Genomic DNA, 14985 nt, shown 5'->3' with positions numbered 1-14985 from the left:
AACGGGCTGCCCCAAGGGCCGCTTAGCCCTGCATGGCGGCGATCAGGGTGGCGAGTTCGGCCACCGGATCGTCCTTGTCCCAAATCTCGGTCCCGATGCCGAAAAAGTCGGTCCGGGGGGCAAGGGCGCGGATCATGTTGATGTCCAACGCGCCCTCGGCGACGACGGGGACTTCGATCACTTCGGACCACCATTGAAACAATTCGGCCTCGGCAAAGCTTCCGTCGCCGAGCGTGCTGGCTTGGGTGGGGCCAAAACTGACGTAATCGGCCCCGGCTTCGCCAGCGGCCATCCCCTCGTGCCGCGATGTGCCGCAGAAGGAACCGACGATCGCATCTTCGCCCAGTTCTTTGCGGGCATGGCGCACGGTGCGCGCGGCATCGCTGAGGTGTACCCCGTCAAGGCCGAGCTTTTCGACCATCAGCAGGTGATCTGAGATCACCAAGGCCACATCGCGCGCATGGGTCACCTCGCGCAGCGCGTCACCGGCGCGCGACAGACGGTCTTCGTCGCGGGTCGATAGCGCCATCCGCACACAGGCGACCGGATGCGCGTCCAGCACGGCGGCCAGTTGCGCGGGGAATTGGCTCAGCTCAACTTCGGGCGGGGTGATAAGGTAAATCTGCGGCTGTTCTGGCGCGTCCATGGTCCTATCCTTAATCGGGTCTGGGGCCCTTTTCGGGTCTGGAGGTCTGACTAGCGCAAGGCGCTGCAAAAGAAAACGGATATGCGTCTGTGGCGCGGGCTTTCTTGCGGTGGTGCGGCGCAGGGGCTATGAGGCGCGCATGACCCAGACAACTTCCTCCTCCGTCCAGCCTGCACCGATCCCGGCCATCGTGCTTGTCCGCCCACAGATGGGCGAGAACATCGGCGCCGCGGCGCGCGCGATGTGGAACTTTGGCCTTGATCACATGCGCGTCGTGGCCCCGCGCGACGGCTGGCCCAGCCAATCTGCCGTGGCCATGGCCTCGGGCGCGGGGCGGCTGTTGGATGAGGCGCAGCATTGCGACGATCTGCCGGGCGCGCTCAGCGATTGCGATTTCACCTTTGCCACCACCGCGCGCGGCCGCGACCTGACCAAGCCGGTCTACAGCCCCGAAGCGGCGATGCGGCTGGCCGCGGAAAAGATCGCGGCAGGCCAACGGGTTGCGGTGCTTTTTGGACCTGAGCGGGCAGGGCTGGAGAATGAGGATATCGCGCAGGCAAACGCCATCGTCTCGGTCCCGGTGAACCCGAAATTCGCCTCGCTCAACCTCGCGCAATGTGTGCTTTTGATGTCTTACGAATGGATGCGTGCACAGGGCGAAGTGACGCATGTGGTGACCGAGATGGCGGGCACCGACTGGGCCAAAGGAGCCGAGGTCGACCATCTGGCGCGGCATTACGAGGAACGGTTGGAAGAGGCGGGTTTCTTCTACCCCGAGCACAAAACGGCGTCAATGAAGCTGAACCTGCGCAACATGTGGTCGCGGATGCCGCTGACCCGAGCGGATGTTCAGATGCTGCATGGGATCCTGCGGCAAATGGTCCGGTGGAAGAACAAGGGCTGAGGGAAGACTGAGGGCCAGCGGCTGCCCGTGGGGTGGCGATGCGTGGGGTGGTTCATGCCACTTTATCGTGCAGCGTCAACGCTTTGTCGCAAAGGCGCACCTAGCCTCAGCAAAACGCCTCCCCGTGGGGCGGGCAGGCGATGGCCCGGCGCCTGCGGCTTGGCTCCGGTCTGGACTGCCTCTGCACCGTTTCGAACATAACGACCCCCGCTAGACCTTTCCCCGCCCATGGCATACCACTGCATCCAAACGGAAAATGAGGCGCGCCATGGCGGAAAAACGCAAACTTTTCGAAGAGGTCGGCACCGACCAACCCAGCCGTGCCCCGGTGCAAACCGGCGGCATCGACAAGGGCCGTGGCGGCGCACGCGGCCCGATCCGGATTTGGCTGATGATCCTCTTCGCGCTCGTCTTTGTCATGATCGCCGTGGGCGGGCTGACGCGGCTGACCGACTCTGGGCTCAGCATCACCGAATGGCGCCCCGTAACCGGTGCCCTGCCACCGATGACTGAGGCCGACTGGCAGTCTGAGTTCGATAAATACAAACAGATCGACGAGTTCCAGGTCCAGAACTCTTGGATGGAACTTTCTGATTTCAAAAGCATTTACTGGTGGGAGTGGGGGCATCGGCAACTTGGCCGGGTGATTGGCCTCGTCTGGGTTTTGGGCTTTCTCTACTTCCTGCTTCGGCGTCAAATTCCTGTGGGCTGGAATAAACGCCTGCTTTTCATCGGTGCATTGGGCGGCGCGCAGGGGGCGATTGGCTGGTGGATGGTCGCCTCAGGCGTGACCAGCGGGCAGGGGGTGACGGATGTGGCCTCATACCGTTTGGCGACCCATCTCGGCCTCGCCTTTGTCATCCTCGGTTTTATCACATGGTATGTGCTCTTGCTGGGCCGCAGCGAACGCGACCTGATTCAGGCCCGCCGCGCGAAGGAGGCCAAGCAGTTCGGCATGGCCACGGGGTTGTTGCATTTTGCAGCGTTGCAAATCTTGCTGGGCGCGCTGGTCGCTGGGATTGACGCAGGCCGCTACTTCGTCGACTGGCCGCTGATGCAGGGGCAGTTCTTCCCGCCAGAGGCTTTCGATATCACGCCCACATGGCGCAACTTCTTTGAAAATCCCGGACTGGTGCAATTTATGCACCGGATGGCGGGCTATCTGCTGTTTGCATTCGGCGTGGTCGTCTGGCTGCGCGGCCGCCGCTCGGCCCATGCGCGGACACGCTTTGCGTTTAATGCGGTGATGGCGGCGCTGGCCTTGCAGGTGGTTCTGGGCATCACCACAGTGCTCTATGCCGCCCCGGTGCATCTGGCGCTGGCGCATCAAGCGCTTGCCGTTCTGCTCTGGGTGTTGATCCTGCGGGCGCGTTTCCTTGCGGCCTATCCCGTCGCCACATTGCTGAGAGGCTGAGACATGACTGCATATGACGATTTGATGGCCTTTCAGCGCGAGACCGAAGCGCTGGCGCAGGTCGCGGGGCGGCTCGGCTGGGACCAAGAAACGGTCATGCCCCGCGGCGCCGCGCCCCAGCGGGGCGAGGAGATGGCGGCGATGGAAAGCGTGCTGCACGCCCGCCGCATCGACCCGCGTATCGCCGATTGGTTGGGCCGTATCGAAACGGCGGGTCTGGACGCGGTGGGGCAGGCCAATCTGCGCCACATCAAACGCGATTTTGACCGTGCGACCCGTGTCCCCGCCGATCTGGCGGCGCGGATCGCCCGTGTCACCTCCGCCGCCCAAGGCACATGGGCCGAGGCCCGTGCCGCCGACGATTTCGCGGCCTTCGCCCCGACCTTGAAAGAAGTGATCGCCCTCAAACGGGAAGAGGGGGCTGCGCTGGCCGAGGGGCGCGATATCGGTATCTACGACGCGATGCTAGAAGACTATGAGCCCGGCACCACGGCGGCGGACCTCGAAGCCATGTTCGGCGCGCTGCGCCCAAAGTTGTCCGAGTTGCGCGCCGCCGTGCGGGAGGCCGAAGCGCCACCGGTGCTGGAAGGGGTTTTTGACGAAGCGGCGCAGATGACCCTGACCGCCAAACTTGCGCGGCGCTTTGGCTATGATCTGGCCACCGGGCGGATCGACAAGGCGGTGCATCCTTTCTCCTCGGGCTCGGGTTTGGACGTCCGGATCACCACAAGGACCAATGCGCTTGACCCGTTCAACTGCTTTTACTCCACCGTGCATGAGGTTGGCCACGCCGCCTATGAACAGGGAATCGACAGCGCCTACCTGCTGACCCCGCTGGGGCGCGGGGTGTCGATGGGGGTGCATGAAAGCCAGAGCCGAATCTATGAGAACCAAATTGGCCGCAGCCGCGCCTTCACCGGATGGCTCTACGGCGAGATGACGGCTGTCTACGGCGACTTTGGCGTGCCGGATGTCGAGACATTTTACAGAATCGTCAACCGCGTGTCGGATGGCTTCATCCGGACCGAGGCTGACGAACTGCAATATAACCTTCATGTCCTGCTGCGGTTCGACCTTGAACGTGCGCTGATGTCGGGCGATCTGCAGGTCGACGGGTTGGAGACCGCATGGAACGATCGGTTCGAGGCCGATTTCGGCTACGCGGTTGACCGTCCCTCAAACGGGGTCTTGCAGGATGTCCATTGGTCGGTCGGGCTATTGGGGTATTTCCCAACCTACAGCCTCGGCAATGTCTATGCGGGATGCCTTCATGAGGCACTGCGGAAAGCGGTACCTGATCTTGATGACGCCTTGGCAAGAGGAGATACAAGCACGGCCACCGCATGGCTTCGCGAGAATGTGCAGCAGCACGGCGGGCTCTACGAGCCGGGAGAGGTGATCGCGCGGGCTTGCGGAAAGCCGCCGACGGAGGCGCCTTTGCTGACTTATCTGGAGAATAAGTTCAAAGATTTGTACAATATTTAAGCATGCAAGACCGGGAACAATCGAGCGTTGACGGGGTTGCTTAAACAGCGGGCACTGCTTTGGTTCTTAACTATGCCTTAACATTTCGCCTTTGCGCTGCTCTCGTTTATATGCGATGGTGCAGTGAGTTTAAAATTTGACGAGATACAGGAGTACCTAGACGTGAAAATTCTTGCAACGGTGGCGGCGACTATCGCTCTTTCGGGTGCTGCATTCGCCCAAACGACAACACAGGCAGCTGTTCTTGGCGCATCGGACGATAGCGTCTATTCGCTTCAGGTTCAGGGCGCTAACGGCGTTATTTACAACTGTAAGCCGAATCCAGTAACAGTAGACGGCAACACCGCACGTGTTTGCGTTCGTGCTGATGGCGCTGGTCTTTTTGAAGCGGGCGCTGGCCTGGGTGGCGGCGCTGCTGCTGCCGGTGCGGCTCTGGTCCTGATCGCGATTGCGTCGGGCTCCTCTTCTTCGACTACAACAACGACTACCAACTAAGTCTTGACGAAAGCTTAAGTTGGAAAAACCCCCACGCTGATAGCGTGGGGGTTTTTTTATTGCTGGATAGTCTGTCGAAAAAAAAACGCCCCCCGCGTTTTGCGCAGGGGGCGGAGCGGCTGCCGATTATTCGGCGGCGCTGCTTCCTTCGGCGGCTTCGCCTTCTTCCTCTTCGTTGCCCTGATCGGCGATCCAAGCGACGCTGACGACTTCTTCGTTCTTGCCGGTGCTGAACACCTTCACGCCGCCTGCGCTGCGCGAGCGGAAGGAAATCCCCTCAACCGGGACGCGGATCGACTGGCCTTTGGAGGTCGCAAGCATCACCTGATCGGACATTTCCACCGGGAAACAGGCGACGATAGGGCCATGGGCCATTGCCTTGGTCCAAGCGGTCACACCCATGCCGCCGCGGCCTCGGACCGGGTAATCATGGGCCGAGGAAACCTTGCCCGCGCCCTTAGCGGTGATCGTCAGGATCAGATCTTCGGCTGCCGACATTTCCGCATAGCGTTCGGTGCTGAGTTGCCCGGCTTGAACCTGCTCTTCCTCGTCGTCGCTGCTGTCGTCATCGGTCAGCCCGGCCATCAAGCGGCGCTGTTTAAGATAGGCGACACGTTCTTCCGAGCTTGCCTCGAAGTGCCGGATCACGGACATGGAAACGAGGTTATCTCCTTCGCCCAAACGGATGCCGCGCACGCCGACGGAGTTGCGCGAGTTGAAGACCCGCACGTCGGTCGCCGGGAAGCGGATCGCGCGCCCCGCGTCGGTGACCAGCATCACGTCATCATCGTTCGAGGCGATGCGCGCGTTAATCAGCGTGGTGCCCTCGTGTTCGCCTTCGAACTTCATCGCGATCTTGCCGTTGGACTTCACATTGGTGAAATCCGACAGCTTGTTGCGCCGCACGGTCCCGGCGGAGGTCGCAAAGATCACCTGTAGGTCGTCCCAATCCTTCTCATCCCGGTCCACGGGCATAATCGCGGCGATGGAGACCCCGGTGGGTATGGGCAGAATGTTCACGATGGCCTTGCCCTTGGCGGTGCGGGCCCCCTGTGGAAGGCGCCATGTCTTCAGCTTGTAGACCATGCCATCGGTGGTGAAGAACAAAAGCTGCGTATGGGTATTGGCAACGAAGAGGTTGGTGACAACATCCTCTTCCTTGGTCTGCATGCCCGAAACACCCTTGCCGCCCCGGCGCTGCGCGCGGAAGTCGGCCAGCGGCGTGCGTTTGATGTAGCCGCCGGAAGTCACGGTCACGACCATGTCCTCGCGCGCAATGAGGTCTTCGTCGTCCATGTCGCCCGACCAGTCGACGATCTCTGTCCGGCGCGGCACGGCGAATTGCTCGCGCACCTCGCGCAGCTCGTCCGAGATGATGCCGAGGATGCGCTCACGGGAGCCGAGAATTTCGAGATATTCTTTAATCTTACCGGCCAACTCTTCCAGCTCGTCGGTGACTTCCTTGACGCCGATCTGGGTCAGGCGCTGCAAACGCAGTTCAAGGATCGCGCGGGCCTGCGCCTCAGAGAGGTTATAGGTGCCATCGTCATTCGCGGTATGGGTCGGATCGTCGATCAACGCGATATAGGGCAGGATATCTTCGGCGGGCCAGCGGCGGGTCATCAGCTTTTCGCGTGCCTCGGCCGCGTCGGCAGAGGCACGGATGGTGGCGACAACCTCGTCGATGTTGGTGACGGCCACGGCCAGACCACAAAGGATGTGGCTGCGTTCGCGCGCCTTGCGCAGCAGATAGGCGGTGCGGCGGGCGACAACTTCTTCGCGGAAGTCAATGAAGTAGCTGAGGAACTTGCGAAGCGTCAGTTGCTCGGGGCGGCCCCCGTTCAGGGCCAGCATGTTGCAGCCGAAATAGGTCTGCATCGGCGTGAAACGGTAAAGCTGGTTCATTACCACTTCGGCAGTCGCGTCGCGTTTCAATTCGACCACCACGCGCACGCCGTTGCGGTCGCTTTCGTCCTGAACGTGGGAAATGCCCTCGATTTTCTTGTCACGGACCTGCTCGGCGATCTTTTCGATCATCGAGGCCTTGTTGACCTGATAGGGGATCTCGTCGATGACGATGGCCCAGCGGTCTTTGCGGATTTCTTCGACCCGCGTTTTGGCGCGGATCACCACGCTGCCACGCCCCTCAAGGTAGGCTTTGCGCGCGCCGGAACGCCCCAGCATAATGCCGCCTGTCGGGAAATCGGGGCCGGGGACGTAGTCGATCAACTGCTCAGAGGTGAGGTCCGGGTCGTCAATCAGCGCGAGGCAAGCGTCGATCACCTCACCAAGGTTGTGCGGCGGGATGTTGGTTGCCATGCCGACGGCGATACCGCCCGCGCCATTGACCAGCATGTTGGGAAAGCGCGCGGGCAGGACAGTCGGTTCCTGCTGCTTGCCATCATAGTTGTCTTGGAAATCAACGGTTTCCTTGTCGATGTCCGCCAATAGATAGGCGGCCGGCTTGTCCATGCGCACCTCGGTGTAACGCATCGCCGCCGGGTTATCCCCGTCCATCGAGCCGAAGTTGCCCTGACCGTCCAAGAGCGGCAGCGACATGGAAAAATCCTGCGCCATCCGCACCAGCGCGTCGTAGATCGCACTATCGCCATGCGGGTGGTACTGGCCCATGACATCGCCCACCGGGCGGGCAGATTTGCGGTAGGCTTTCTCATGCGTGTTGCCGGTCTCATGCATCGCATAAAGGATGCGGCGGTGCACCGGTTTCAGACCGTCGCGCAGATCGGGAATCGCGCGGCTGACGATCACGCTCATCGCGTAGTCCAGATAGGACGTGCGCATCTCGTGTTCGATTGTCACCGACGGCCCGTGAAAGATGGGCTTTTCGTCTGCGTTTTCAGGGGTATCCGGCGTATCGGTCACGTATTTTGCCCACCATTTTTATGGTTCTATATCTTGGGGTTTTCTATAGCAGACGGGGCATATCAGGTGCAATGGCTGTGGCCGAAACGCACTGGCAGCACTCTGGCTCAAGTGCCAACATGCTGTTTTCATTGAAAAGTAATTCTCACCGCGCAAACTTGTCATACAGAGGCAGCAAAGGAGGCGCAACATGCCCCGCAGTGAAACCGAGATGATGCTGAAAGGTTACGGGCTGACCACGGCAGAGTTCTTTTATCATATGCCCGACTATAGCCATGTGCTGAACAGCTATATCTGGCAGGACTACGATATCGCGCCAGACCATCCGCGTCTGTTCGAATTCGTCGAATTTTGGCGCGCGGAACTGGATGGGCCGCTGCATTCGGTCCGTTTCACCCATCGCAAGCTGATCGGTCCCGGTGAGTGGCAGAACCAAGTGGGCGAGTTCACGTTACATTAAGCCAAAAGGCAGCCATCCAAAGGGCAGGGGCGTCACGCCGAACAGCTCGCCCCGCCCAAGACACAGAACTTTGCACAGTGCGGGTGGTTCAATGCCACATCACGCTCCGCCTCGGCCAAGGTCGTGCCAAGCTCGAACTCCGGGTCATAGGGCAGCAGGGTGCAGGCCAGCACGGCAGGCTTCTCAGCGCCTTTGCGTTTGACCACCATACGAGAGGAAGAGCACATCACCGCATTTGGCGAAATATCCAAGATGCCCCAGCAGGCGGTTGTGATCTCGGGGACTTCAACGGCCTCGTCCATCTCAGGGAAAAGCACGGTCATGCCGGGGTCTTGGGCGTCGATGTCAAAGCCGTGCTCGGCGTAAAAGGCAGCATAGCCCGCGCGGCTGTCGGCATCGCTATCGGCAAAGATCGAGCGCCCCGCCACGGCCATGCGGAACCCATTGTCGCGCAGCCATTCCATGCCGAGCAGCGTCTTGTCAAAAGCGCCTTCACCGCGCTCCGCGTCATGCAGATCGCGGCGGTAGTGATCGACGGAGATACGAAAGGTCATCTTGCCGGGATAGGCATCGCGCAGCCGCAACAGACCGTCTTGCACCGATTTGCGCATCATCGGGCGCATGGCGTTCGTAAGGATCAACACCTCATAGCCGCGCGCCAGTGAGGCTTCGGTGATCTCGATCATCTGCGGGTTCATGAAGGGCTCGCCGCCGGTGAAGGCGATTTCGCGCACCGGCCAGTCGCGCTCGACAATCTGGTCGAGATAGTCGCGCACCTCTTCGGCGGTGATATAGACCAGCGCGTCATTCTTGGGGCTGGAGGCGATGTAGCAGTTCACGCATTCGATATTGCACAGGGTGCCAGTGTTGAACCACAGCGTCTCCGCGCCGCGCAGGGCTACGGTGGCGCGTGGTTCCCCCTTGGCGGTCACCGCCGGGTTCTGGAACTTGCCCTCGTTTGCTTGCGCGATATCTTTCATGATTGGTCCTTGCGTGATCCCGTGTGTTCCTATCCAGTTGTGGTAAGCTATTGCGACCCTGCCCAAAAGTCCAAGTTGCGGGGCGCACAGTCTTGTGAACTGGGTGAAAATAAGTATGTTTGCGCTAACTCTGCTATCTCGCACAGACAAGGATTGATCAATGGTTTCGCGTGTTATCCCTGTCGACCCTTTCGATCTGGTCATCTTTGGCGGCACCGGTGATCTGGCCCGGCGCAAGATTTTGCCCGGTTTATACCGCCGTTATTGCGCGGGCCAAATGCCCGAGGAAGCGCGGATCATCGGCGCCGCGCGGACCGAGATGGACGCCGCAGGCTACCGCGAGATGGTGGCCGAAGCGATCGAAGAGTTCGGCGGCAAGGACGCCTGCGACAACCTCGATGCCTTTCTGGCCAAGCTCGACTATGTCGCCATTGACGCACGCGGAGAGACCGGCTGGGCCGAGCTGCAAGACCTGATGTCCGGCAAGGACCGGATCGAGGTCTATTACTTCTCCGTCGCGCCGGGGCTTTTCGGCGATCTGGCGGAACGGTTGCAGCAATGGGGCATGGCGGGCGAGGAATGTCGCATTGTCGTGGAGAAACCCTTTGGCCGCGATTTGGAAAGTGCGCGCGCGCTGAACGCGACGCTAGCGACCTTTTTCAAAGAACAGCAGATCTACCGGATCGATCACTATCTCGGCAAAGAGACGGTGCAAAACCTCATGGCCGTGCGTTTCGGCAATATGTTGTTCGAGCCTTTGTGGAACCGCCAATATGTCGACCACATTCAAATCACCGTGGCCGAGACGGTGGGCGTCGGCGGGCGTGGGGAATACTACGACAAATCCGGTGCGATGCGGGACATGGTGCAAAACCACCTGATGCAGCTTTTGTGCCTGATCGCGATGGAGCCGCCCGCGCGGTTTGATCCGGATGCGGTGCGCGACGAAAAGCTGAAAGTGATCCGCGCGATCGATCCTGTGTTGCCGCATCATCTGGTTCGCGGTCAGTATGAGGCCGAAGAGGGCAATGAGGAAGAAGCCCCCAGCTACCGCGACGCCGTCGACAACCCGCGTTCGCGCACCGAAAGCTTTGTGGCGCTCAAGGCCCATATCAGCAATTGGCGCTGGCATGGCACGCCGTTTTATCTGCGCACCGGCAAACGCATGGTGGCGCGATCCAGCGAAATCACCGTGGTTTTCAAGGACACGCCGCATTCGATCTTTGCCGAAGACGCAGGCCGCCACCGCAACGTGTTGTCGATCCGCCTGCAACCGAACGAAGGCATCACCCTTGGCGTGACGATCAAGGAACCGGGGCCGGGGGGCATGCGTCTTGTCGATGTGCCGCTCGACATGACATTCGCCGAGGCGCTCGGCCCCGATGGGGGCGATCAGGTCGATGCCTATGAGCGGCTTATCATGGACGTGATCCGGGGCAACCAGACATTGTTCATGCGCGACGATGAGGTCGAGGCCGCCTGGGCCTGGACCGATCCGATTATCCAAGGCTGGGAGGCGCGCAATGATGTGCCAAAGCCCTATGACAGCGGCTCTGCCGGGCCGACGGATGCGACAGAAATGATGCGGCGCGATGGCCGTGAATGGCGAAAGGTATCCCCATGAACATCATCGAATATGCGGACCGCGAAATGCTGGTGATGAATGTCGCCAACAAACTGGCGGGCAAGCTGAAATCGGCGCTTTCGGGCAATGACCGCGTGTCTTTCGCGGTGCCGGGCGGCTCTACCCCCGGGCCGATCTTTGAAATGCTCAGTGCCACCGATCTGGATTGGGACCGGGTCGATGTGATGCTGACCGATGAACGCTGGGTCGATGAGCATGATCCGCTGTCGAACGCGCGTCTGGTCCGCGAGCATCTGTTGAACGACCGCGCCGCCGCGGCACGGTTCATCCCCTTTTTCCGTGCTGGTCTGTCGCCGGGCGAAGGGGCAGAGGCCGTGGCCCCCAGTCTGGCCAGCCATATGCCGATCTCTGTCCTGCTGCTTGGCATGGGCGATGACATGCATACTGCATCGCTTTTCCCCGGCGACCCCGGCCTGCCTGACGCCTTGGCCGCTGATGCGCCACTGCTGTGCCCGGTCTACCCCGAGGGGCAGCCCACCGCGCGGGTCACGCTTCCTGCGCATGTCTTGGACGGGGCGCTGAACAAACATCTCGTGATTTTCGGGGAAGAGAAACGCGCCGCCCTTGAGCGCGCGCAAGGGCTTTCCCCCGACGAGGCGCCGATCGCAGCGGTGCTGGATGAAACCGAAGTTTACTGGGCGGCATGATGAACATTTGGCAAGACCTTCAAGAGCGGCAACACGCCGTGGCGGACCGCAAGATAACCGCGCTGTTCGATGACCCGAACCGCGCCGAGGATTTCTCGCTCCGCACGCAGCACATGCTGTTTGACTACGCAAAGACCAATATTGACGCTGGTGCCCGCGCGGCGCTGTTGCAGCTGGTAGAAAACGCCAAGGTCACTGAGCGTCGCGATGCGATGTTCGCGGGCGCGCCGATCAATGAAACCGAAGGCCGCGCAGTCTTGCACACGGCTCTGCGCAACCTTGATGGCGGGCCGGTCGAGGTGGCGGGCGAAGATGCCATGCCGCAGGTCCGCGACACGCTGGCGCGGATGCGCAGCTTTGCCGATCAGGTGCGCGGCGGCGACATCACGGATGTGGTCAATATCGGCATCGGCGGCTCGGACCTTGGCCCCGCCATGGCAACCCGCGCACTGACGCCCTATCACGATGGGCCGCGCTGCCACTTCGTCTCCAACGTCGATGGCGCGCATATCGCGGATACGCTGCGGGGGCTGGATGCCAAGACGACCTTGGTGATCGTCGCTTCCAAGACCTTTACCACCATCGAGACCATGACCAACGCGCGCACCGCGCGGGCGTGGATGCAGGACCATGGCGGTGACCCGGCTGCGCAATTCGCAGCCCTCAGCACCGCTGATGACAAGACCGCTGAGTTTGGCATCGACCCCGCGCAGGTCTTCGGGTTCGAGGATTGGGTCGGCGGGCGCTATTCCGTCTGGGGGCCCATTGGCCTTTCGCTGATGATCGCCATTGGCCCCAAGGCCTTTGACAGCTTCTTGCGCGGCGCGCAGGAGATGGACCGCCATTTCTGCGCCGCCGATCCGGCTGAGAATATGCCGATTCTTCTGGCGCTGGTGGGCATCTGGCACAACCAAATCTGCGGCAATGCCACCCGTGCGGTGCTGCCCTATGATCAACGGCTTGAGATGCTGCCCGACTACCTGCAACAGCTTGAGATGGAATCGAATGGCAAGGGCGTGCAGATGGACGGCTCTGACAGCCCGCGTCACACCGGTCCGGTGGTCTGGGGGGCGGCGGGCACCAATGGGCAGCATGCTTTCTATCAGTTGATCCATCAAGGCACTCGCGTGATTCCTTGTGAGTTTCTGGTCGCGGCCAAGGGACATGAACCTGACTTGCAGCATCACCACGACCTGCTGATCGCCAATTGCCTCGCCCAATCCGAAGCGCTGATGCGCGGGCGGTCATTGGACGAAGCGCGGGCGATCATGCGCGATGCCGGGCTGTCGGGCGATGAGCTCGAACGCCAAGCGCGGCACCGCATTTTCCCCGGCAACCGGCCCTCGACGACGCTGGCTTATGAAACGCTTGATCCCTTCACGCTGGGCCAGATCATCGCGCTTTATGAGCATCGCGTTTTCGTCGAAGGGGTGATCCTTGGCATCAACTCGTTCGATCAATGGGGTGTGGAACTGGGCAAAGAGCTGGCCAAGTCCCTTCAGCCGCTGGTCGAAGGAGAGGTTTCTGCCGAAGGCAAGGATGGCTCCACCGCCGGGTTGATCGGCTATATCCACCAGCATCGCGGCTAGGGACTACATCCAAAATTGATGGACCGACGCGCGCAGGCGAACCCCGCCTGCGCGGGCCATTCTGCTGCCTATCGTTGCCGATTTTGACTTGCCGGAGGGGAAGGCTTGCAACTGCCCTGACCTTTGGACAGTCTCAACGCAAATGATTGGAGGATCCCCATTATGCTTGGCCAGATGATGACGCAGCCGCTGCTGATCTCAAGTCTGATTTCCCATGCCGAACGCTATCACCCCGAAGGCGAGATTATCTCGGTTTTAACCACAGGCGGGGTCGAGCAAACCAACTGGGGCAAGGTGGCCGAGAACGCGCGGCGCTTGGGTTCGGCCTTGACCGATTTGGGGCTGTCGCCTCAGGCCCGCTGCGGGACCATCGCGTGGAACAACCGTCGGCATCTGGAGATTTACTTCGGCACCTCCGGCGCGGGCTTTGTCTGTCATACGATCAACCCCCGGCTCTTTGCCGATCAACTGGTCTATATCCTTAATCACGCGGCGGATGAGGTGCTGTTCATCGACAAGACCTTCGTGCCGCTGATCGCCGCGATCCGCGACAAGCTGGAGCATCTCAGGCATCTCGTACTGATGTCCGGCCCTGATGCCGAAGCCGCCGAAGCGCTGCCGGGGCTGATGTTTTACGACGAGTTGGTAGCCTCGGGCGATGCTGGTTTCGACTGGCCCGATCTGGATGAGAACACGGCGTCGAGCCTGTGCTACACCTCTGGCACCACGGGCAACCCCAAGGGCGTGCTCTATTCTCACCGCTCGACCGTGCTGCATTCTTTCGGCATCAACATGGCCGACAGCATCGCGATCTCCGCGCGCGATATCGTTATGGCCGTGGTGCCGATGTTCCATGTCAACGCTTGGGGCAGCCCCTATGCCAGCGCCATGACCGGCGCGCGGATGGTGCTGCCGGGGCCGAACCTTGATGGGGCGTCTTTGGTGGGGCTGATCGACAGCTACCGCGTCTCTCTGGCGCTCGGCGTGCCGACGATCTGGCAGGGGCTCTTGGCGGCGGCCAAGAAGTCGGGCAGTGAACTCACCAGCCTTGAGCGCACCGTGGTCGGCGGCTCGGCCTGTCCTCCGTCGATGATCAAGACCTTCCGCGAGGACTATGGCGTCGAGACGATCCACGCGTGGGGCATGACCGAGATGTCGCCCGTGGGCAGCGTCAATAAACCCTTGGCGAAACACGGCGAATTGCCCGAGGCCCAGCAACATAAACTGCGCGAGAACCAAGGCCGCCCGGTCTTTGGTGTTGAGCTTGAGATTTGGGACGACGAAGGCAAGCCGCTGCCGCATGACGGCGAAACCCAAGGGGCGCTGGTCACGCGCGGGCATTGGATTTTGGATGCATACTACCAGTCCGACAGCGACAGCACCCTGCGCGATGGCTGGTTCGACACCGGCGATATCGCGACAATGGACGCCGACGGCTACATCACTATCCGTGACCGTGCCAAAGACATCATCAAATCGGGCGGGGAATGGATCAGTTCGGTCGAGTTGGAGAATATCGCCATCGCCCATCCCGAACTGGCCGACGCCGCGGTAATTGGTGCGACCCATCCCAAATGGGACGAGCGCCCGATCCTGATTGCCGTGAAGGCCGATGGGGCCGATCCCTCAGAGGCGGATATCCTCAAAGTCTTCGAGGACCAGATTGCAAAATGGCAGGTGCCGGACCGGGTGGTTTTTGCCGAGGAACTGCCGCGCAACGCGACGGGCAAAGTGCTTAAGCGCGACCTACGTGACCAGTATGGCGATGTGCTGATGCGGGGCGGAAGCTGATGTAAGTCGCCCCGGTCCGATCTGCGCCGGGGCGTTTACCTGTTTT

The 14985-nt window shown here is 61.1% G+C and carries 12 protein-coding genes; 9 read left to right on the top strand and 3 right to left on the bottom strand.

What is annotated here, in order from left to right; genetic code table 11:
* Window positions 1-22 precede the first annotated feature (22 nt).
* The gene (locus O4H31_RS08175) at window positions 23-646 is read right to left on the bottom strand and encodes a thiamine phosphate synthase (RefSeq protein WP_067623812.1); all 624 of its coding nucleotides are present in this window, start codon (window positions 644-646) and stop codon (window positions 23-25) included.
* 139 nt (window positions 647-785) lie between these two features.
* Here O4H31_RS08175 and O4H31_RS08170 point away from each other — a divergent pair, with 139 nt between their 5' ends.
* The 4 genes from O4H31_RS08170 to O4H31_RS08155 all read left to right on the top strand — a co-directional run bounded on the left by O4H31_RS08170 (window position 786) and on the right by O4H31_RS08155 (window position 4944).
* Window positions 786-1550: an RNA methyltransferase gene (locus O4H31_RS08170; protein ID WP_269344624.1), complete on the top strand. Its 765-nt coding sequence runs from the start codon at window positions 786-788 to the stop codon at window positions 1548-1550.
* A gap of 268 nt (window positions 1551-1818) precedes the next feature.
* On the top strand, window positions 1819-2964 hold the full coding sequence (gene ctaA, locus O4H31_RS08165) for a heme A synthase (protein ID WP_269344622.1): 1146 nt from the start codon (window positions 1819-1821) through the stop codon (window positions 2962-2964).
* A 3-nt stretch (window positions 2965-2967) separates the two neighbouring features.
* Window positions 2968-4449 carry a carboxypeptidase M32 gene (locus tag O4H31_RS08160; protein WP_269344620.1) on the top strand — a complete coding sequence of 494 codons (1482 nt, stop codon included), beginning with the start codon at window positions 2968-2970 and terminating at the stop codon, window positions 4447-4449.
* A 162-nt stretch (window positions 4450-4611) separates the two neighbouring features.
* Window positions 4612-4944: a hypothetical protein gene (locus tag O4H31_RS08155; protein ID WP_269344618.1), complete on the top strand. Its 333-nt coding sequence runs from the start codon at window positions 4612-4614 to the stop codon at window positions 4942-4944.
* A gap of 126 nt (window positions 4945-5070) precedes the next feature.
* On the opposite strand, the gene gyrA is transcribed toward O4H31_RS08155, so the two are convergent.
* Window positions 5071-7827 carry a DNA gyrase subunit A gene (gyrA, locus tag O4H31_RS08150; RefSeq protein WP_269344616.1) on the bottom strand — a complete coding sequence of 919 codons (2757 nt, stop codon included), beginning with the start codon at window positions 7825-7827 and terminating at the stop codon, window positions 5071-5073.
* Between the two features lie 190 nt (window positions 7828-8017).
* Between gyrA and O4H31_RS08145 the strand changes: the two genes are divergently transcribed.
* The gene (locus O4H31_RS08145; RefSeq protein WP_067623819.1) at window positions 8018-8287 is read left to right on the top strand and encodes an usg protein; all 270 of its coding nucleotides are present in this window, start codon (window positions 8018-8020) and stop codon (window positions 8285-8287) included.
* A 32-nt stretch (window positions 8288-8319) separates the two neighbouring features.
* Here O4H31_RS08145 and O4H31_RS08140 read toward each other — a convergent pair whose 3' ends face one another.
* The gene (locus tag O4H31_RS08140; RefSeq protein ID WP_269344613.1) at window positions 8320-9267 is read right to left on the bottom strand and encodes a radical SAM protein; all 948 of its coding nucleotides are present in this window, start codon (window positions 9265-9267) and stop codon (window positions 8320-8322) included.
* A gap of 160 nt (window positions 9268-9427) precedes the next feature.
* Between O4H31_RS08140 and zwf the strand changes: the two genes are divergently transcribed.
* The 4 genes from zwf to O4H31_RS08120 all read left to right on the top strand — a co-directional run bounded on the left by zwf (window position 9428) and on the right by O4H31_RS08120 (window position 14939).
* Window positions 9428-10891, top strand: coding sequence for a glucose-6-phosphate dehydrogenase (gene zwf, locus O4H31_RS08135; RefSeq protein WP_269344611.1), 1464 nt, complete (start codon window positions 9428-9430; stop codon window positions 10889-10891).
* Complete coding sequence (gene pgl / locus O4H31_RS08130; RefSeq protein WP_067623829.1) at window positions 10888-11559, top strand: 6-phosphogluconolactonase; 672 nt, start codon at window positions 10888-10890, stop codon at window positions 11557-11559. The genes zwf and pgl overlap by 4 nt, the downstream gene beginning before the upstream one ends.
* Window positions 11556-13148 (top strand): glucose-6-phosphate isomerase, encoded by a 1593-nt coding sequence (gene pgi, locus O4H31_RS08125; RefSeq protein ID WP_269344608.1) that lies wholly within the window; start codon window positions 11556-11558, stop codon window positions 13146-13148. Before pgl ends, pgi begins: the two co-directional genes overlap by 4 nt.
* A 162-nt stretch (window positions 13149-13310) precedes the next feature.
* Complete coding sequence (locus O4H31_RS08120; RefSeq protein ID WP_269344606.1) at window positions 13311-14939, top strand: long-chain fatty acid--CoA ligase; 1629 nt, start codon at window positions 13311-13313, stop codon at window positions 14937-14939.
* Window positions 14940-14985 lie beyond the last annotated feature (46 nt).

Source organism: Sulfitobacter dubius, assembly GCF_027214245.1.
Taxonomy (GTDB): Bacteria; Pseudomonadota; Alphaproteobacteria; order Rhodobacterales; family Rhodobacteraceae; genus Sulfitobacter; species Sulfitobacter dubius_A.
This window is presented reverse-complemented; position numbering and strand designations above follow the sequence as displayed.